The organism is Pseudomonas sp. NPDC099000 (assembly GCF_044759925.1).
Taxonomy (GTDB): domain Bacteria; phylum Pseudomonadota; class Gammaproteobacteria; order Pseudomonadales; family Pseudomonadaceae; genus Aquipseudomonas.
Genome location: NZ_JBIWAF010000001.1, coordinates 372,757 through 391,691, shown reverse-complemented (window position 1 = coordinate 391,691; position 18,935 = coordinate 372,757). Strand labels below are relative to the sequence as shown.

Genomic DNA, 18,935 nt, shown 5'->3' with positions numbered 1-18,935 from the left:
TTTGACAGACGTAGAGCATCCGGCAAAGCTGCATCGAGATTGAACGCGCGCCTGACGGCAAACGCACCTGGACTACGGAAGTCGCAATGCCGAACCCTAAAAATAAGGCAGCACAGCCAAGCCCTGATTCGCCACCGACCCTGATTAACCGTTACCTGTTTCCCGTCACTATCGGCGTCTTGCTGGTGGCTGTGGCGGCGATCGGCTGGTTTCTGCTGAGCAGCACGCCAGCGCCAATCAAAACCGTGCCCGTCAGCACCCCGCCCGTTCAGCCGGCCAAACTGCAACCCGTTGTCGTGACACCGGCGAAGATGGTCGATGAGCAACAATGCCAGGGCTGCCACAGCGAACAGATGAAGGATTGGCAAGGCTCCCATCACCAGTTGGCGATGCAGGAGGCCAATGCCCAGACGATGCTGGGCGACTTCAATAACGTCACGTTCAAAGCGCAAAACGAAACCACTCGTTTCTCGCGCAAGGACAACGGGTTCTGGGTCAACACGCCCGGCATTGACGGCAAGAATGCCGACTTCAAAGTGGCCTACACCTTCGGCATCGCGCCGTTGCAGCAATACCTGATCGAGGTCGGCGAAGGTCGCTTGCAAGCGCTGGGCGTGGCCTGGGATACCGAGAAAAACCGCTGGTTCCACCTCTATCCGGGCCAGGGCGTGAACTTCAAGAACCCGCTGCACTGGAGCAAACCGAGCCAGAACGCCAACTTCATGTGCGTCGAGTGCCATACCACTGGCTACAAGCGCAATTTCGACGCGGACAAAAACATCTTCGACAGTCAGTGGAACAGCCTCGGTGTCGGTTGTCAGGCGTGCCACGGACCCGCGTCCAACCACCTGGAATGGACGGCGAAAAAAGGCGATCTGATCCACGCCGGCTTTGCGGTCGACCTCAAGGACAAGGACGCCACGGTCGAAATCGAAGCGTGTGCCCGCTGCCATTCGCGCCGTGCACCGCTGGGCGATGGCTACACCGTTGGCAAGCGCTTGATGGACGACTACCTGCCGAGTCCCCTGACCCGCGAGCTGTACGCGCTGGACGGCAAGATCAAGGATGAAGTGTTCGAGCACGGCTCCTTCGCCCAAAGCAAAATGCTCGACAAGGGCGTGCGTTGCAGCAACTGCCACAACCCCCACAGCACTGAACTCAAGGCGACGGGCAACGGTGTTTGCCTGCAATGCCACAACACCGCCGGCAAGACTTCGGTGTCGGGCGTCGACGGCAAGGGTTTGCAAGCCAAGCACTACGACTCCATCGAACACACCCGCCACACCCCGGGCCAGCCAGGTTCTCAGTGCGTGGATTGCCACATGCCAGGCAAGTTCTACATGGGCAACGACTTCCGGCACGACCACAGCTTCAGCATTCCCAACCCGGAGCGGGCGAAAAAACTCGGCACGCCGGACGCCTGCCTGACCTGTCACCAGGGCAAGGCCGGGGACAAGGTCACCGAGCAATTCAAGCTCTGGAACACCACCACCACGGCGCAGGCACCACGTTACGACGAAAGCCTGTGGCTGATTCGCAACGGTCAACCCGGCGCCGCGCAAGCCTTGTACGAGCAGTTGCAGCGCAGCAACCTTCCGGCGATTCAGCGTGCGACCTTGCTCGCAGAACTGCCGCTGTACCCGAGTGAACAGGCGTTGAAACTCGCGACCAAGGACTTGAGTCACCCCGCACCGCAAGTGCGTGACAGCGCAGTGCGGGCGATCAGCGCGTTCCTGCCGCCACCAGAGCGTGCGTCGCTGCTGACGCCGTTGCTGGGCGATCCAGTGAAGGCGGTGCGGATCGTCGCGGCCCGGGACCTGCTGAGCGTCGCGCGCAACGGATTGGGCAGCGCCCAGGCCAACTGGAACGCGGCCATTGCCGAATACGAAGCGGTGCAAAAAAGCCTGGCTGAACGCGCCGAGGCCAACCTCAACCTCGCGATGCTCTACCAGGCCAGCGGTCGCAACGGCGAAGTCGAATCGCTGCTGCGTACGGCGCTCAAGCGTGATCCGGACTTCTACCCGGCCCTGGTCACGCTGGTGCAATGGCTGGAGGCCAATGGACGCGGTCAAGAGGCGCAGACGCTGTTGGCGCAAAGCCTGAAGGAACACCCGAACGCCGCCCTGCTGCAACACACCCAGGGCTTGGCGCTGGTGCGTGCGGGCCAATCAGCCCAGGCCATGCCAGCCTTGCGCAAAGCCGCGCAACTGGAACCGCAGAACGCTCAATACGGCTACGTGCTGGCCGTGGCGTTGCACGACAGCGGCAAGATTGATGAAGCTTGCGAAGAGCTGGAGCGGTTGTTGAAAGTGCAGCCGGCCAATCGCAATGCGCGGTTGTCGCTGATCCAGTACTACCTGGATAACGGACAGGAACCGAAGGCGCAGGTGCTGTTGCAAGGCTGGAAGAAAATGAACATGGGGGATCCGGCGTTGAAATGACCCTTTGTAGCAGCTGCCTTGTGGCGAGGGGATTTATCCCCGTTCGGCGACGAAGTCGTCGTGAAATCAGACAACTCGGTGCGCCAGATAGACCGCGTTCAGGTTTTACGACTGCTTCGCAGCCGAACGGGGATAAATCCCCTCGCCACAAGGCAGCTGCTACATGGATCGAGGAATTACCACGAAGACCCACTCTTCAACGCCAACTCACGCCGGCTGTTCGCTCGCATCGCCTTGATCAGCGACACCGTGCCCACCAGGATAATCACCCCGGCGAACAGGAAGTCGATGCTATACAACTGGAAGTCTTTCATCGGCCCCACCAGCAACACCCGAATCGCGCCGATACTCACCAGCGTGGCGAGAAAATCGATCCCCGGTTCATCGCGGTAGAACACGTGCAGCAGCGGCAGGCACAGCACCAGCAACAAGAGCAGCACGATCACCTTGAACGAGCCTTTGCGCTCGACGCTGAACGCGCACTCGTGGGCGCCGTAGGCCTTGTAGTCTTCATCGCGGATCATTGAGTTGCGTTCGTTGATGTAGTCGACGCGGTTGTACTTCTGGACCGGCGTGAAGGTGTTCGACATCTCCATCTGCGTGGTGATGTTTTTGAACCTCAGGTCGATGCGTTCGTTGCCCTTGAGGTAATACAGCACCGGTTTGTAGCCATAACGGTAGGTATCGAAGGGAAAATCCGTGGCCCGGCCCTGCACCCCGATGGGCCTTGGTTCTAGTTCGGCGTAGGCGCTTTTGTTGGCCGAAGCGAGGTTGCGGCTCAGCGGCTGGACCTTGACCTGTTCAAGGAAAATCGGCGTGACGCCGAACGACCACTGCAAGGGTTCCAGACGCAGGCGCAGTTCGTTGCGGCCCAGGTCGTAGCGGTTGAAGGTGCGTTCGGACACCACCACGGCACCACTGAGCATGAACTCGCCGCGCAGCGTGTTGGTGATGCGCAGCGTCAGTTGATCCTTGCCAAGCGCCGCAGCATCGCTGGCCGGAGGCGTTCCGCACCAGGCCGTACTGTCGAAGGCTGTGCCCAACTGGCCGTCACGGTTTTCCTTGAACACATAAAAATAACTGGCCCAGAGCGCCAACATCAGCAACAGCGCAATCAGCCCCAAAATCTTTTTGCCCACACTCAAACCAGACTCCTTTCTTTGCCAACTCCCTGATAAGGCGCGGACTCTACCAAAATGCCATCAGCGCCCCAAGCAAAAAAACAAGGGCGCGCCTGTAGCAGCTGTCGAGCTTGCGAGGCTGCGTTCGGCTGCGCAGCAGTCGTAAAACCTGCCGATGCGGTCTGACTGATGCAATTGAGGCGAATGGTTTTGGGGCCGCTTCGCAGCCCGACGGGGGCAAACCCCCTCGCCACAGGTCGACAGCTGCTACAGGGGTGGCGGTGCTTGTGGCAGTGACTATGAACCTGCGGCGCAGGTCGTTACAGATTCACCTGAATGCTAAAAAACCGTATCAGACTGCGTCAGATCACCGCAGGCAGGCCTCGTATCTGATCCGCATAAACTCGGTTTTTCTGAGTCTGTTTTGTTTACTGCAGGGTTTCTACAGTTGACGGCATGCCAGTCCGGGTGGCCTGGCAAGACTTTGCAACCGTGGAAGCATTGACCATGAGCACAGCAACAATCGGACAGGCCTACAACTACAAGGTCGTCCGCCAATTCGTCGTGGCAACCATCGTCTGGGGCGTCGTGGGGATGGCGATGGGGGTGTGGATCGCCTCGCAACTGGTGTGGCCCGAGATGAACCTCGACCTGCCATGGACCACCTTCGGCCGCTTGCGCCCGCTGCACACCAGCCTGGTGATTTTCGGCTTTGCCGGCAGCGCGCAATTTGCCGCGAGCTACTACGCGGTACAGCGCACGTGTCAGGTGCGGCTGTACTGCGACAAACTGGCCGCGTTCACTTTCTGGGGCTGGCAATCGGTGATTGTGGTGATGCTGATCACCTTGCCGCTGGGCTACACCACCACCAAGGAATACGCCGAGATCGAATTCTCCGGCGCGGTGTGGATGACCGTGGTGTGGGTGGCTTACGCCATTGTCTTCTTCACCACCGTGGTGCAACGCAAGACCAGACACATCTACGTCGGCAATTGGTTCTTCGGCGCGTTCATCGTCGTGATCGCGATGCTGCACGTGGTCAATCACCTGTCGATTCCGGTGGACTGGTTCAAATCCTATCCGGTGTATTCCGGGGCCACCGACGCCATGGTGCAGTGGTGGTACGGGCACAACGCGGTGGGGTTCTTCCTGACCACCGGGTTCCTCGGGATGATGTACTACTTCGTGCCGAAACAGGTCGGGCGGCCGGTGTATTCGTATCGGTTGTCGATCGTGCATTTCTGGGCGCTGATCACCCTGTACATCTGGGCCGGTCCGCACCACTTGCACTACACCGCGTTGCCGGACTGGGCGCAGTCACTGGGCATGGCGATGTCGCTGATCCTGCTGGCACCGAGCTGGGGCGGGATGATCAACGGCATGATGACGCTCTCGGGCGCCTGGCACAAATTGCGCACCGACCCGATCCTGCGCTTTTTGGTGCTGTCGCTGGCCTTCTACGGGATGTCGACGTTCGAAGGGCCGATGATGGCGATCAAGACAGTGAATGCCCTCTCCCACTACACCGACTGGACCATCGGCCACGTCCACGCCGGTGCCCTCGGTTGGGTGGCAATGATCACGTTTGGCGCCATCTACCACATGGTCCCGAAAGTCTTCGGCCGCGATCAGATGTTCAGCACGCCGCTGATCAACCTGCACTTCTGGCTCGCGACCATCGGCACGGTGTTGTACATCGCCTCGATGTGGGTCAACGGCATCACCCAAGGGTTGATGTGGCGTGCGATCAACGACGACGGCACGTTGACCTATTCGTTCGTGGAGGCGTTACAGGCCAGCCATCCAGGGTTCGTGGTGCGCTTTGCCGGCGGGATTTTCTTCCTCAGCGGCATGTTGCTGATGGCCTACAACACGTGGCGCACCGTGCGGGTGGCGGACGTGGCGATGGCCGAACGTGATGCGCAGTTTGCGTGAGGTTTGAGATGACCGAGATTGTGCTGAATCTGTTCGGGGTCGTGGGGTTTTGGCTGGCTGTCGAGTACTGCCTGAAACATCAAACGACCGAGAGTCTTGAGGACGCCAGCCTGATGCCATTTGCCGATGATCCGGAGGTGGCGCGACGGGTGGAGTTGGCGACGGGGAAGACTGTTAAAGCAGTGGCCCCGGAAGAAGCTAAACCAGGCTGGGGCAACCTGGAAATCTGACACCCCACCTGACTAATGTTGGAGGCAGCCTTTGTGGCGAGGGGATTTATCCCCGTTGGGTCGCGAAGCGGCCCCAAAAAGGGGACTGCTGCGCAGTCCAACGGGGATAAATCCCCTCACCACAAAAGCCCGGCACCACAATGGATTGGTGGATTCAACCGCGTTCGCGGGGAATAAGGCTCTGCAACTGCTGCGCCAAAAAGTTCGCATCGAACGCAAACGTATCCGGGTCCTTCAGCCCATTGGTCTTGCGCCATTGCCAGTTGGTCGACGGCGGCAGGCACACCAGCGAAATGCTGCCATACCGCGCGGCCGTCAATCCCATCACCGCCAACGAAATCTGACCACCCAAACCCATCACATCCGGCACGAACTCCACCGGTTTACCAGCAATGACAATGCTCAGTTTCTCGGTCTTGAACGTCGACGACTCGACCGGAACGCTCGGCCCTGAGGCGACATACACCTCGCGACTCACCTCCAGCAGATTCGGCACCTGGACCGGCTCCAGCCACAGCTGGATCTGGTCGAACAGTTCACCGATGCGCGTCGCCCACACGGCCGATTGCGACTCAAACACTTGCTTCTTGTGCGCTTCGCTTTCTGCGTAGTGGCGAAGCATCTCGCCCAGTTGCTGTACGTCGTCCATTGCGGTGTTCCTTTGGTTGAAGCGGTGCTGCGGACTCTGAGCATGGCAGATGCGCGGGGCCGGCGTACGACTAAAAGCGTGAACGGTATTGGCTGGGCGTCATGGCCAGGTATTTGCGAAAAGCGCTGCCCATGTGCGACTGATGGGCGAACCCCGCGTCCAGGGCGATGCTGGCCAAGCTCAGGTCCGTGTGTTCGATCATCCGTCGTGCCGCCTGAAGCCGCACTTCCACCAGATAAGCGTGGGGCGTCAGGCCCACAGCCCGGGTAAAATCGCGCAGAAAACGCAGCGGGTTCTGCCCGAAGGTTTCGGCCAGTTGCGAAAGCGTCAGAGGCTGGTGGAACTGCTCGGCAATTTGTTCCAGTACCCGGACGAAGGACGTGGGCGTGATCCGCTGTGTGGTGTCGATTTTCTGCTGGGTCAAGTCAATGAGCCCCAGCGCACACTGCTCAAACGCCAGTAGATCGGGCGGCGGCGCGAGCAACAGACGCCGCAGCGCTCGTGCCAGGGTCAGCGCACGTCGATTGCCTGAAGACTGCACACGGTGCGTGACGTTGGGTAACTGTTCACCGGCAAACTGCTCGTCCAGACGCATCAGCAGGTATTCACCACCGGTGGCGGACTCGGAGAACACCTCGACGCCGATCGGTGTATAAGCCAAAACACCCGGCAAGGTATCGAAATCCACCCGGCGGTCGGAATCGATGGCGTGAACGCCCTGCTGACGCTCCAGCGTCACCCCAAGCGTTTGCGACTGCGCCGCATCACGCGCGCTGTAGGCCGCACGGGGAAAGAGTTGCAGGCAGACTTTGCCGTCGAACAAACGCTGGCTCATGACGTCAGGCATGTGAAATTTCCTGATAGATCGAAAGCGGGATCCACTGGACACTCTCTCGCAAAGGGTTGCCAACAACAGGAGTACGCCATGCGCACCATCGGCCTTATCGGCGGCATGAGCTGGGAGTCCAGCGCCGAGTATTACCGCCTCATCAACCAACAGGTTCGCGATCGGCTCGGGCCGTTGCGTTCGGCGAAATTGCTAATGTACAGCGTCGACTTCGGCCCTGTCGAACAGGCCCAGCATGCCGGGCGCTGGGACGACGCGGCGGCGATTCTGGTTGATGCGGCGCGGCGACTGGAAGCTGGCGGTGCCGAGTGCGTGGTGCTGTGTACCAACACCATGCACAAGGTGGCCGGGCAGATTCAGGCGGCGATCAGTATTCCGTTTTTGCACATCGCCGACCCGACTGGCCAGGCCGCTGTGGAGGCGGATGCGCTGAAGGTCGGATTGCTCGGAACTGCGTTCACCATGGAACAGGACTTTCTCAAGGATCGCCTGAGCGCGATGGGGTTGACGGTGCTGGTGCCGGACGCCGAGGAGCGCAACGCCGTGCACCGGATCATCTATGACGAGTTGTGCGTCGGGGTGATCAGCGAGGCGTCGCGCAAGGTGTATCAGCAGGTCATCGAGTCGCTGACCCGGCGTGGCGCCCAGGCGATCATTCTCGGCTGCACCGAAATCGGCCTGCTGATCAAACCCGAGCACAGCGCCCTGCCCTTGCTCGACACCACCGAACTGCATGCGCAGGCGGCGGTGGCGTTCGCGCTGGGCGACTGAGTCAGTCGAATCTGGGCGTGCGGCGCAGGCGCGCCATGCTCAAGGTGTCGACCAGCCGGCCGTCCCGCACGGCATAGTCGCGGAACAGGCCTTCGGTCTCGAAACCGAACTTGCGGTAGAGGCCGATGGCCGCTTCGTTGTCGGCGTACACCGAAAGCTCGACCCGTTGCAGGTTCATCCAGTTGTCGGCGACGTCCAGCGCCGCCGCCAGCAGTTTTGATCCCACGCCTTTGCCCTGCCAATCCACCGCGACCGCCATGCCGAAATTGCCGGCATGGCTGCGGCGGATCCGCGAGAACTGCTCCAGGCCAATGTTGCCGATGACCGCGCCCTGGTGCAGCGCCACCAGTTTCACCAGCCGCTCGTTATCCGATGCCAGGCGTTGGCGCCAGATCTCGGTGGATTGAAACGGCATTTGCAGCACCTGCCGGGTGATCGCCGGGTCGTTGTAGAGCGCGGTGACGCCCTCGATGTGGGATTCGCTGAAACGCTCGAGGGTGATGACAGAATCGGTGGCGGGCATGGGTGACTCATCCTTGATGCAGACATGGCCGCCCACTCTACAATGCCTTCTTGCGGCATGGCCAGAACCCTATCGCGGGACAAACCCTGTGGGAGCGAGCTTGCTCCCACAGGGTAATGCGATCAGGCTTCGAACCACTCGCGCCGCTCGTTGAAGGTGTTGTGGATCAGTTCGACGATCATTTGCACTTCTGCCCGCCCCGTGGACTCGGCGTTAACCGCCATCCACACCTGGCGCTGCATCGGCTGGTCGAACAACCCCGATAACGCGACCAGGCCCCGGTCAAACCGGCTCATGTAATGGGGCAGCAAACCGATGCAGGCGCTGCAACGGATCATCTCCAGCATCAGCTCATAAGAATGCAACTGCACCACGCCGGCCAGGCGCTGGTCGACCACGCCGTTCCATGGCCGAAAACTCTCGACCTGCCGATCCGGCTGCCATTGCACCAGCATGAAATCGGCCAGGTCATCGAGGCTGTCGGGCCGGGCCGCAACCCGTGAATAACGTTTGGCGATGTGCGGCAGATAGTCCAGTCGCGCCAGACGTTGAGGCTCGCTGATGGGAAAACTCGGGGCCGGCAGCGGGGAATCGGTACCGGCCAGCCACAGCACCACATCGGCACTGATCGCTTGCAGGGACAATTCGCTGTCCAGCGTGATGATGTCGAGGCGCACGCTGGCGTTGCGTCGCAACAGCGCCACCAGATCGCGGCCCAGGATGTCGTGCAGGATCGACTCGGCCACAGCCAGCCGAATCAGCGGCTGTTCGATCACCGGCACGTCGTGCTCATGGGCCAGGGCGATCAATTGCGCCTGAAGCTGCAAGCCCTCGCGACTCAACGCCAGGCCATTGTCCTGATGATTGAACAGGGAACACTGCAGTTGCGTTTCAAGCTGCGCCAGGTGTTTGCGCAACTGGGTTGATTTGATATTGAGGCTGCGGGCCGCCTGCATGAAACAACCGCAACGGGCGCTGACCCGGAAAGACTGCGCCAGCACCGGATCGATTCCGGCGGCGCAGGTTGATTCCATGAATGACATCAATGACTCCTGTCGATCTATCCTTGAAGACCTCATCCTGCGCAGCGTTTATGAACCTGATGTGACACCCGGAGCGGAAAATCGATTTCAGCCGCCAGGGGTTTGCCGAAAACTGACCGCCAGGCGATTCCAGCTGTTGATGGTGGTGACCGCGATGGTCAAGTCGACCAGTTCGCTTTCGTTGAACTGCTCCCGGGCCAAGGCGTAGACGTCGTCCGGCACATGGTTTTCAGAGAGCAACGTCACCGCTTCGGTCCAGGCCAGCGCGGCGCGTTCGCGAGGGTTGAAGAAGCCGCTGTCGCGCCACACCACAATCGAATACAAACGCCGATCGGTCTCGCCGAGGCGCCTGGCGTCCACCGAATGCATGTCGGTGCAAAAGGCGCAGCCATTGAGTTGCGAGGCGCGGATCTTGATCAGATGCAGCAACGCCGGCTCGATGCTGAGATTGCTGGTCAACGCCTCCATGGCAATCATCGCTTTCTACCGACCTGCACACGTCCACCTTACCCCAATGGGCGCTGGCCAAATTCATCGCCGAAGGTTGCCTGCTCAAGCACATCCGGCGCGGCCATACGATCTATGCCGGGCGCCGCGAGCGAATTCTGTCGCGCATGGCGGGCGACCTTTCACCCTGGCTGGAACCTGTGCCTACTACCGCCGGGTTCCACATGGTGGTTATGTGCAAAGTGCCTATCGATATTCCATTGGTGATCGAATTGGCGAAAAAGGTCGAAGTCGGGCTCTACGCCACCGACAGCTTTTTCTACCAGCAAACGCCTCGGGCCGGGCTCTTCCTGGGCTTTGGCGCCATCGAAACCCTGGACATCGACATTGCCCTGGACCGTTTGCGCGACATTTTGCAGCAGGTGGCCTGATCGATTGGTCTGCGGCTTTATCCGGCGATTGGCTATTGGCGGTCCACAGGTGCAGGCCTATCCTGCATAAGCGTTATCCCTCAATGAGCAGGATTCGTCCGGCCTGATTCAGGAGTGTGAGCAATGTCCAAAGAAGTGATCAATACCGTAAAGGTGCAGGCCGCCGCCGGCCGCTCGGAAGAACTGGGTAAGCAACTGCAAAAGATTGTCGATACCCTGCGTCAACAACCGGGCTGTGAATCCTATATGGTCGACCGCTGCCCAGAGGACAGCAACCGCTGGACCGTCAGCGCCCACTGGCAATCGGAAGCGGCCATGCAATCGCATTTCAACTGCCCTGAAGTACAAGGCTTTATCGGCCTGATCGACAACCAATTGGCGAATGCCGTCGACTTCAATAGCTTCCCGATTCGCTAACGCCCTGTAGCTGCCCTGTGGTGAGGGGATTTATCCCCGTTCGGCTGCGAAGCAGTCGTCAATCCTGCAAACTCTGTGTGTCTGGAGGAATGCAGGGGGTCGCTTCGCGGCCCAATGGGATAAATCCCCTCGCCACAGGGCAGGTACAGATTGGTCCCCTCACCTTCACGAATATTGGCTGTTTGATTGGCCCAACCTGCGGACTATTGTTGTTTCTGACAACTCACTAACCGCAGGTAAAGAACCATGAAAGCTTTGCGTTTCCTTGCGGCTCCCCTGGCCGCCCTTGCCCTGACCATTTCTGCGACTGCCATTGCTCACGAAAGCCCTTCGGAGAAGGTCACGGTTTTGCAGGATGAAGCGCTGAAAAACGTGCCCGGCAAAAAAGCCATGATGATCGAGGTCGACTACAAACCCGGCCAATCGTCGATTGCCCACAAGCATGAAGGCACTGCCATGGCATATGTGCTTTCAGGCTCGATCATTTCTCAAGTGAAGGGTGAGAAAGCAATCACTTACAAGGCCGGGCAGTATTGGTACGAACCGGCCGGTTCGGAACATTTGGTCTCGAAAAATGCCAGTACAACCAAGCCCGCCAAACTGTTGGTATTCATGGTTTTGTCCCCCGACGAGAAAGTGTTGATCCCCTTGGAAAACTGATGGCTGAAGGGATAGCCATAAATAAAGAGGCCCAAATTAACGTTTCGGTCCTTTTTATTTCCAGGCGCAATTACCGGGCATCACTTAAATCCAATTAAACTATTGGCCTCCCAAGAAGTGCAGTGATTGGCTATTTCATTGTCCGGTGACAGGTTTAGTCTGAACACATGCCGGACTCTCCGACTACAACTTTCCGACTCAAGTTGTTTTACTGGAGTAACACCATGAAACTTGCACTTGTCAGTACATTAACAGTGACCGTTCTCTTGGCGGGCTGCTCGGTTCCCACCGCACCCAAAGCCGTGTCTTCGCTGGAGGGCCTCTTCACTGAACCGGTTGGCCGCAGCAATGCCACGCACGTTCCCAATGGCAGCCAGGTTTCGTTGGGCATCGTCTACAGCCGCAACACCCAGACCAACCGCGCCTACCTGCAACACTACCAGGCCAACGCCGGCACCGGTTTCGGCCAGAGCCTGCTGGTGCAGCCGATCCACGACGCCTACGTGGCCAGCTCCAAACCCGAGCATGCGGTGGACTGGGTCAAGGCATCGTTGCAACGTCATTTCGGTTCGGTGACGGTGTACCCGGACATGCAAAGCCTCAGGGCTGCGAAGCCCGATGTGGTCGCCATCATCGACACGCGCAGTCAATTGATGACATCGCACAGTTCGGATATCCAAGCGGATGTGAGTGCGCAGTTTTATGACAAGAATTTCAATTACATCGGCACTGCGCAAGGGCATGACGCCAAAGCGCTGAGTCCGTTATGGGCAGACTACAAACGTAGCGAAGATATCGTGGCGGGTATTAACGAACAACAGAATGTGCAAGTTCGGGCATTGCAAAAGTTTGACCAGTCGCTCAGTAATTTATTGACCAGGCCGACAGATAAGTTCTCCCTTTCGAGCAAGCCCACCTCAAATATCCAATAGATCATCGGAACGACCAAACACCCAAATCTCAACTTTCTCAGCCTGTCTACTGTCAACGTTGACAGTAGACAGCACACTTACTTCCCCCTCAAATATTCTCAATGCGTTGTACAGCCCCTGATGCGTTTTAGGGGACGTCGCCTTACGCAGGTACCGTAAATTCGTTCAGGGAGCATCAATATGTCGAGTAAACAAGCAGCTACAAGAAACGAGCACCTGGACCCTGCTTTCGGGCCGGATGGCAAGGGAATTACCTGGATTGACAATGGCGACGCACCCAGCGGCTATGCCAAGGGAGTCACCGTTGCTCCGAGTAATAAGGAAAATAAACTGCTGATTGCTGGAAATTCCGGATCGGATTTTTCAGTGGTGCGACTGAACGCCAATGGTACACAAGACAAAGACTTTGGCAATAACGGCATCGTTACCGGGAAGTTCGCACCAGGCAATGGTGGCTCACAAGGAGAGAGTATCACGGTGCTGCAGAGTGGTGAATTCCTGCTCAAAGGTTTTTTCTTTAAAGAACAGGATTCGCCGCCGCAACTCGGGCTGGCTCTGTTTGACTCTAAGGGGAGCCCCATCAAGGAATTTGGTAATGACGGGGTAACCGTTGTTCACCCGCTCAGCCCATCATCGTTTAAATTACCCGCCGTAAAGCAAGAGCCAAAGAGCACCCCCACGACGAGTCAAAACGGTTTTTCACTTGAGCTTCCGGACGGAAAGCTTATGGTCATGAGCAACCATCTGTACAGCTACGATGATGGCGTTGGCCTACTGATACGCCTTGAGAGAAACGGCGCACTAGATCTAACGTTTGGCGATGGGACAGGTTACGTGATCATCCAATGCATCGATCACTTCACTACGGCCAACTCATTGATCCGCCTCACTGATGGAACATTTGCGGTCGCTGGATTGGTTTACAAAGACGAGACAAACATTGGGATGATCGCCCTTTATAGCGCGGAGGGCAAACCAGTAGCGAGTTTCGGCGACGAAGGTTTTGTTCTGCTTGAGTCGATCGGCGATACAAGCGAGATTTTTACAATCACCCAGATGGACAACGGCAATATTCTGGGTATCGGCAGCGTGCGTGTTGGTGTTCAGAAAGGGTTGTTGGTATGCCTCGACACTAACGGTGTCCCGGTAAGGGACTTCAATAAAGGCGAACCGGTTCTGACGCCCAACGATTTTGTACGGCTGAGTACTCAATGGGTATCCGGTACCGTACGAGCAGACAGGATCGTTACGATCGGCACCACGCTGGGTTTGGCGAACACACAAATAATCATCGCTAAATTCCACCTGAATGGAGAACTGGACCATAAGTTCGGTAACGAGCAAGGGCTGTTACGCATTGACCTGACTGACAAGATCGATATAGGTCAATCCATCGACATCCAAGAAAATCAGATCGTCGCTGTCGGCTTCTCACTACCCACTGAAAACGGGGTGAGTAGCTTCGCTCTTCGTTGCCTGGGCTGACCATCAAAGGCGTCCAGCATAAAAAAAGCCCCGCCTCTCTCGAGACGGGGCTTTTTCATTCAACGCCTGATCAGGCAGCCGGTTCCAGCTCGGCAGCTGCTGTGACAGGTGCAGGCACTACCGCTTGCCCGCTCAACGCCAGGTCCAGCAGTTCACGGTTGGCCACCGCGTACATGGCGTAGTCAGTGCCGCTGGCGGCACGGATTTCCACCAGCATGGCGCGCCAGCGTTCGATCATGCCTTCGTGCTGTTCCATCCACAGCTCCAGACGGGTTTCCACGTCCTGAGTGCCGTCGCCCTGTTGCAGGACGGAGATGGTGATCGCACGTTGCTGCCAGTCGACGTCATCACGGAACGCTTCACGGGCCAGGGCCTGCCAGTTGTTTTCAACCGGCAGAGCGCTGATCTGTTGCAGGTACCAGGTGATGTCCAGCGCACTGCCCACGGCGAAGTAAGCCTTGGCCACGTCCGCAGGGTTCTGGCCGGTCACGTCGGAGGCCTCGATGATCGGCAGCAGGGTGTACAGGTGCGTGGTGCCAGCCACCATGCGCGCCAGTAACTCCGGCACACCGGCTTCGACGTACGCTTGATAACGCGCCTGCCAGGTTTCGCGGATCTCGCCGCTGAGCAGATCGTCGAGCTTGAGGCCCAACTCCTTCAGGTGCGGACCGAAGTGCGCGACGTCACGGGCAGCATTCTGCTCGTTGCGACGGGCACGCAGGAACCAGCGCGTAGCGCGACGGCCCAGGCGCATCAGCTCGTCCATCAGCTCCAGTTGCACGTCGGCGGAGACCTGGTAATCCAGGGCTTCGATCTGACGGAACCAGTGCGGGAGGTGGAAGATGTCACGCACGATCACATAAGCACCGGCCACGTTCGCCGGGCTCATGCCGGTCGACTCTTTGAGTCGCTGAACGAAGGTGATGCCCATGTGGTTCACCAGATCGTTGGCGATCTGGGTGCTGACGATTTCGCGCTTCAGACGGTGACGACGCATGGCTTCGGAGAACTTGCTCACCAGGCTTGGCGGGAAAGCGGTTTCCATGTCGCGGGTCAGGTAGTCGTCGTCCGGCACCTGGGAGTTGAGCAGCGCTTCCTTGAGGTCGATCTTGCTGTAGGAGATCAGCACCGACAGCTCGGCACGGGTCAGGCCGTGGCCTTCCGCGAGGCGCTCATTGATTGCTTCTTCAGCCGGCAGGAACTCGATGGCGCGATCCAGCTTGCCGCGGCCTTCCAGATCGTTCATCAGGCGCTTGTATTCGGCAATCCGCACGAAAGCACGGCGGGCCGCCAGGGACAGGGCCTGAGTCTGCTTGTAGTTGTTGCCCAGCACCAGGTTGCCGACTTCGTCGGTCATGCTCGCCAGCAACTGGTTACGTTGCTTGTCGGTCATGTCACCGGCCTGAACCACTTCGTTCAGCAGGATCTTGATGTTCACTTCGTGGTCGGAGCAGTCCACACCACCGGCGTTGTCGATGAAGTCGGTGTTGGAACCGCCGCCATTGAGGCCGAATTCGACACGACCCAGCTGGGTCATACCGAGGTTACCGCCCTCGCCCACGACTTTGCAGCGCAGTTCGTTGCCGTTCACGCGCAGTGCATCGTTGGCCTTGTCGCCGACATCGGCGTGGCTTTCGCTGCTGGCTTTGACGTAGGTGCCGATACCGCCGTTCCACAACAGATCTACCGGGGCCTTGAGCAAGGCATTGAGCAGTTCGGTCGGGGTCAGCTTGTCAGCCTGGATGTCGAAACGCTCTTTCATCTGCGGGGAAATCGCGATGCTTTTCGCGCTACGGGAGAAGATCCCGCCGCCTTCGGACATGATGCTGGTGTCGTAATCCGACCACGCCGAACGCGGCAGGTCGAACAGGCGCTGACGCTCGGCGAAGCTGTTGGCCGGCTCAGGGTTCGGGTCGATGAAGATGTGCAGGTGGTTGAACGCTGCGACCAGTTGCAGCTTGTCAGACATCAACAAGCCGTTACCGAACACGTCGCCGGCCATGTCGCCGACGCCCACCACGGTGATGCTGTCTTCCTGGACATTGATGCCGCGCTCGCGGAAGTGACGTTGAACGCCGACCCACGCGCCTTTGGCAGTGATGCCCATCTTCTTGTGGTCGTAACCGGCCGAGCCGCCCGATGCGAAGGCATCGCCGAGCCAGAAGCCGTAGTCGATGGCAATACCGTTGGCGATGTCGGAGAAGGTCGCAGTGCCCTTGTCCGCAGCGACCACCAGGTACGGGTCATCGTCGTCATGACGCACGACGTTGGCCGGCGGAACCAGCGCGCCGTCCTTCAGGTTGTCGGTGATGTCCAACAGGCCCGAGATGAAGATGCGGTAGCAGGCGATGCCCTCGGCCGCGATCTCGTCACGGCTGCCGCCCAGCGGCAAGCGACGCGGCAGGAAGCCGCCCTTGGCGCCCACCGGCACGATGACCGAGTTCTTCACTTGCTGGGCTTTTACCAGGCCCAGGACTTCGGTACGGAAGTCTTCTTCACGGTCAGACCAGCGCAGACCACCGCGCGCCACATTGCCGAAGCGCAGGTGCACGCCTTCGACGCGAGGCGAGTAAACGAAGATTTCGAACTTCGGTACTGGCTTCGGCAGCTCGGGAATCTGGTGCGGGTTGAACTTGAAGCTGAAGTAGGACTTGTTCTTGCCGTTCGCATCGGTCTGGTAGAAGTTGGTCCGCAGCGTGGCCTTGATCAGGTCCAGGTAGCGACGCAGGATGCGGTCTTCGTTGAGCACCTGGACTTCGTCCAGTGCGGCAATGATCGCGTGTTCCAGGCGTTGCTGCTTGTCTTCCAGATCGTCGCTGGTCAGCTTGCGCGCCAGGTAGAAACGGGTCTTGAACAACCGGGTCAACTCGCGAGCGATGTCGGTGTGGTTGTTCAGGGTGCTGGCGATGTAACCCAGGTCGAAGCCCAGACGGATCTGCTTCATGTAACGGGCGTAAGCGCGCAGCAGCGCCACATCACGCCAAGGCAGGCCAGCGGTCAGCACCAGGCGGTTGAACGCATCGTTCTCGGCATCGCCACGGACGATGTGGACGAAGGCGTCCTGCAAGGTGTCGTTGAGTTGCTGGATATCGAGTTCCAGGCCTTCAGCAGCGGTGAACGCGAAGTCGTGAATCCAGAACTCGCGGCCACTGTTGTGACGCAGACGGTACGGGAATTCACCCAGCACGCGCAGACCGAGGTTTTCCAGGATCGGCAACACGTCGGACAGCGCCAGCGGCGTGTCGGCGTGATACAGCTTGCAGTGCAGCTCGCGCTGACCGGAGACCTGACCCAGTGGCTGATAGAAGCTCATCACCAGCGGATTTTTTTCGTTCAGGCTCAGCAGGTGCTGCATGTCGACCACGGCCGAGTGGGCAGCGAAACGCTCGCGGTAACCGGCCGGGAAGCCTTTCGGGAAGTCGGCCAGCACGTTGGTGCCGCTCGCTTCGCCGAAGCTTTCAACCGTCAGGCTGGCGTAGTCGTCCTGCCAACTGCGGCAGGCTTGAACCACTTCTTTTTCCAGCAGGACCGGGTCGATGTCGAGACGGTTCTTCGGATCGACGCGCAGGATCAGTTGTACGCGAGCCAGCACGGATTCGGAGAAGAAGGTCCAGAACTCGCAGTCCGAGGCTTTCAGGCGATCCATCAGCACTTGCTGGATCTTCTGGCGCACTTCGGTGGAGTAGATGTCACGCGGCACGTAGGCCAGGCAGTAGCAGAAACGGCCGTATGGGTCTTTGCGCAGGAACACGCGGATCTTGTTGCGTTCCTGGATCTGCACGATCGACATCACGGTGCTGAACAGTTCGTCCACCGGGGTCTGGAACAGATCATCGCGCGGCAGCACTTCGACCACCTGCGCCAGTTCCTTGCCCAGGTGAGCCTTGGCCTGGAAGCCGGAACGGCGTTCGATTTCCTCGACCTTGCGGCGGATGTACGGAATGACCCGCACGCTCTCGCCATACACCGAAGAGGTGTACAGGCCCATGAAACGGTATTCCTTGATGACTTTGCCGTCGGCGTCGATTTCACGAATCGACACATAATCCGGGTAAGCCGGACGGTGTACACGGCTTGGGTGTGCAGCCTTGGCGAACGACAACAGGGTCGGTTCGCGCAGGTAGTTCACGGCATAGTCTTCGATGCGCAGGTCATCGTAGGTCAGGCCGGTGCGCAGCAGCTTGGTCAGACCCAGGAAGGAATCCTGGTCGTAGACGATGTGGCCGCCGTCGACTTCATCGCGAACCACGAATTCTTCATAGCCCAGGAACGTGAAGTGGTTGCCCACCAGCCATTCCAGAAAGCTTTTGATTTCGGCTTTTTCTTCAGGATCGACAGCGAACTGGCTGTTGTCCAGACCGGTGAGGATTTCCTGGACTTTGGCTTTCATCGGTTCGAAATCGGCGACTGCGACGCGGACTTCACCGAGAACCTGTTCCAGTTCCTTGCTCAGGACATTCAGTTCGGCCGAATTGGCGCAACGGTCGATTTCCAGGTACATCAGCGATTCTTGCAGGATCCCTTCGCCCTGGGTGCCTTTAGGCAGGATTTCCAGCAGCTCGCCCTTGCTGCCGCGACGCACGCTCAGCACAGTGGTTTGCAGGGTATGAATGCTGTAGCCGCGACGGTTCAGCTCGGTACGCACCGAGTCCACCAGGAATGGCAGGTCGTGGTGCAGCACTTCGACCGCGGTGTGGGTCGACTGCCAGCCGTGGCGTTCGTAATCCGGGTTGTAGACGCGCACTTGCGGTTGCGCGTGATCGAAGCGCTCAAGCAGGCGCCACGCAGAAAGGGTGCAGCCGGCGAGGTCGGACAACCGACGCTGGGTCAGCTCGTCCAGGGAAATGATGCCGAAGAATTGTTCAGCGAACAGCGCCACTTGTGGCAGTGCCTGTTCACTGATGTGCTGGGCCAGTGCCGCTTGCAGTTGGTGCTGGAAGTCGGCTTTGCTGGCTGCGGTGAAGAACGCCATCTGTGGTACTCCGCTTGGGCTTGTTATTGAT

15 protein-coding genes and 1 pseudogene are annotated in these 18,935 nt (G+C 58.9%); 9 read left to right on the top strand and 7 right to left on the bottom strand.

Annotated elements, in window-relative coordinates; genetic code table 11:
• Positions 1-86 precede the first annotated feature (86 nt).
• A complete protein-coding gene (locus ACIQV9_RS01910; protein WP_403097403.1) occupies positions 87-2,441 on the top strand; it encodes a tetratricopeptide repeat protein in 2,355 nt (784 codons plus the stop codon).
• 176 nt (positions 2,442-2,617) lie between these two features.
• On the opposite strand, the gene ACIQV9_RS01905 is transcribed toward ACIQV9_RS01910, so the two are convergent.
• Entirely contained in the window at positions 2,618-3,586 is a 969-nt protein-coding gene (locus ACIQV9_RS01905; protein ID WP_403097400.1) for a hypothetical protein, read from the bottom strand.
• A 483-nt stretch (positions 3,587-4,069) separates the two neighbouring features.
• Between ACIQV9_RS01905 and ccoN the strand changes: the two genes are divergently transcribed.
• Positions 4,070-5,497 carry a cytochrome-c oxidase, cbb3-type subunit I gene (ccoN, locus tag ACIQV9_RS01900; protein ID WP_403097398.1) on the top strand — a complete coding sequence of 476 codons (1,428 nt, stop codon included), beginning with the start codon at positions 4,070-4,072 and terminating at the stop codon, positions 5,495-5,497.
• Between the two features lie 8 nt (positions 5,498-5,505).
• Positions 5,506-5,727, top strand: a complete 222-nt coding sequence (locus ACIQV9_RS01895) for a cbb3-type cytochrome c oxidase subunit 3 (RefSeq protein ID WP_403097395.1) — start codon at positions 5,506-5,508, stop codon at positions 5,725-5,727.
• Positions 5,728-5,881: 154 nt separating this feature from the next.
• Here ACIQV9_RS01895 and ACIQV9_RS01890 read toward each other — a convergent pair whose 3' ends face one another.
• Complete coding sequence (locus tag ACIQV9_RS01890) at positions 5,882-6,376, bottom strand: hypothetical protein (RefSeq protein WP_403097392.1); 495 nt, start codon at positions 6,374-6,376, stop codon at positions 5,882-5,884.
• A 70-nt stretch (positions 6,377-6,446) separates the two neighbouring features.
• Positions 6,447-7,223, bottom strand: a complete 777-nt coding sequence (locus ACIQV9_RS01885; RefSeq protein ID WP_403097390.1) for a helix-turn-helix domain-containing protein — start codon at positions 7,221-7,223, stop codon at positions 6,447-6,449.
• Between the two features lie 78 nt (positions 7,224-7,301).
• On the opposite strand from ACIQV9_RS01885, the gene ACIQV9_RS01880 reads away from it, so the two are divergent.
• On the top strand, positions 7,302-7,994 hold the full coding sequence (locus ACIQV9_RS01880; protein WP_403097388.1) for an aspartate/glutamate racemase family protein: 693 nt from the start codon (positions 7,302-7,304) through the stop codon (positions 7,992-7,994).
• 1 nt (position 7,995) lies between these two features.
• On the opposite strand, the gene ACIQV9_RS01875 is transcribed toward ACIQV9_RS01880, so the two are convergent.
• The 3 genes from ACIQV9_RS01875 to ACIQV9_RS01865 all read right to left on the bottom strand — a co-directional run bounded on the left by ACIQV9_RS01875 (position 7,996) and on the right by ACIQV9_RS01865 (position 10,037).
• The gene (locus ACIQV9_RS01875; protein WP_403097385.1) at positions 7,996-8,517 is read right to left on the bottom strand and encodes a GNAT family N-acetyltransferase; all 522 of its coding nucleotides are present in this window, start codon (positions 8,515-8,517) and stop codon (positions 7,996-7,998) included.
• A gap of 122 nt (positions 8,518-8,639) precedes the next feature.
• A complete protein-coding gene (locus tag ACIQV9_RS01870) occupies positions 8,640-9,560 on the bottom strand; it encodes a LysR substrate-binding domain-containing protein (RefSeq protein ID WP_403097382.1) in 921 nt (306 codons plus the stop codon).
• Between the two features lie 87 nt (positions 9,561-9,647).
• Positions 9,648-10,037, bottom strand: coding sequence for a carboxymuconolactone decarboxylase family protein (locus ACIQV9_RS01865; protein WP_403097380.1), 390 nt, complete (start codon positions 10,035-10,037; stop codon positions 9,648-9,650).
• A gap of 8 nt (positions 10,038-10,045) precedes the next feature.
• Between ACIQV9_RS01865 and ACIQV9_RS01860 the strand changes: the two are divergent.
• From ACIQV9_RS01860 to ACIQV9_RS01840, 5 genes and pseudogenes are all read left to right on the top strand, one after another.
• Positions 10,046-10,438, top strand: a pseudogene (locus ACIQV9_RS01860) (PLP-dependent aminotransferase family protein); the annotation flags it as partial.
• Between the two features lie 123 nt (positions 10,439-10,561).
• On the top strand, positions 10,562-10,855 hold the full coding sequence (locus ACIQV9_RS01855) for a putative quinol monooxygenase (protein ID WP_403097377.1): 294 nt from the start codon (positions 10,562-10,564) through the stop codon (positions 10,853-10,855).
• A gap of 246 nt (positions 10,856-11,101) precedes the next feature.
• Entirely contained in the window at positions 11,102-11,515 is a 414-nt protein-coding gene (locus tag ACIQV9_RS01850) for a cupin domain-containing protein (protein ID WP_403097374.1), read from the top strand.
• 224 nt (positions 11,516-11,739) lie between these two features.
• Positions 11,740-12,447, top strand: a complete 708-nt coding sequence (locus ACIQV9_RS01845) for an ATPase (protein ID WP_403097372.1) — start codon at positions 11,740-11,742, stop codon at positions 12,445-12,447.
• Between the two features lie 180 nt (positions 12,448-12,627).
• Positions 12,628-13,932, top strand: coding sequence for a hypothetical protein (locus ACIQV9_RS01840; RefSeq protein WP_403097370.1), 1,305 nt, complete (start codon positions 12,628-12,630; stop codon positions 13,930-13,932).
• 70 nt (positions 13,933-14,002) lie between these two features.
• Here the strand turns inward: ACIQV9_RS01840 and ACIQV9_RS01835 are convergent, their stop codons facing one another.
• Complete coding sequence (locus tag ACIQV9_RS01835) at positions 14,003-18,904, bottom strand: NAD-glutamate dehydrogenase (protein WP_403097367.1); 4,902 nt, start codon at positions 18,902-18,904, stop codon at positions 14,003-14,005.
• Between the last annotated feature and the right edge of the window lie 31 nt (positions 18,905-18,935).

What these genes read in the sequence shown, in the direction of transcription:
- ACIQV9_RS01910 (WP_403097403.1), top strand. Translation starts at nt 87, where the DNA reads ATGCCGAACCCTAAAAATAAGGCAGCACAGCCAAGCCCTGATTCGCCA.
- ccoN (WP_403097398.1), top strand. Translation starts at nt 4,070, where the DNA reads ATGAGCACAGCAACAATCGGACAGGCCTACAACTACAAGGTCGTCCGC.
- ACIQV9_RS01895 (WP_403097395.1), top strand. Translation starts at nt 5,506, where the DNA reads ATGACCGAGATTGTGCTGAATCTGTTCGGGGTCGTGGGGTTTTGGCTG.
- ACIQV9_RS01890 (WP_403097392.1), bottom strand. Translation starts at nt 6,376, where the DNA reads ATGGACGACGTACAGCAACTGGGCGAGATGCTTCGCCACTACGCAGAA.
- ACIQV9_RS01885 (WP_403097390.1), bottom strand. Translation starts at nt 7,223, where the DNA reads ATGCCTGACGTCATGAGCCAGCGTTTGTTCGACGGCAAAGTCTGCCTG.
- ACIQV9_RS01880 (WP_403097388.1), top strand. Translation starts at nt 7,302, where the DNA reads ATGCGCACCATCGGCCTTATCGGCGGCATGAGCTGGGAGTCCAGCGCC.
- ACIQV9_RS01875 (WP_403097385.1), bottom strand. Translation starts at nt 8,517, where the DNA reads ATGCCCGCCACCGATTCTGTCATCACCCTCGAGCGTTTCAGCGAATCC.
- ACIQV9_RS01870 (WP_403097382.1), bottom strand. Translation starts at nt 9,560, where the DNA reads ATGTCATTCATGGAATCAACCTGCGCCGCCGGAATCGATCCGGTGCTG.
- ACIQV9_RS01865 (WP_403097380.1), bottom strand. Translation starts at nt 10,037, where the DNA reads ATGATTGCCATGGAGGCGTTGACCAGCAATCTCAGCATCGAGCCGGCG.
- ACIQV9_RS01855 (WP_403097377.1), top strand. Translation starts at nt 10,562, where the DNA reads ATGTCCAAAGAAGTGATCAATACCGTAAAGGTGCAGGCCGCCGCCGGC.
- ACIQV9_RS01850 (WP_403097374.1), top strand. Translation starts at nt 11,102, where the DNA reads ATGAAAGCTTTGCGTTTCCTTGCGGCTCCCCTGGCCGCCCTTGCCCTG.
- ACIQV9_RS01845 (WP_403097372.1), top strand. Translation starts at nt 11,740, where the DNA reads ATGAAACTTGCACTTGTCAGTACATTAACAGTGACCGTTCTCTTGGCG.
- ACIQV9_RS01840 (WP_403097370.1), top strand. Translation starts at nt 12,628, where the DNA reads ATGTCGAGTAAACAAGCAGCTACAAGAAACGAGCACCTGGACCCTGCT.
- ACIQV9_RS01835 (WP_403097367.1), bottom strand. Translation starts at nt 18,904, where the DNA reads ATGGCGTTCTTCACCGCAGCCAGCAAAGCCGACTTCCAGCACCAACTG.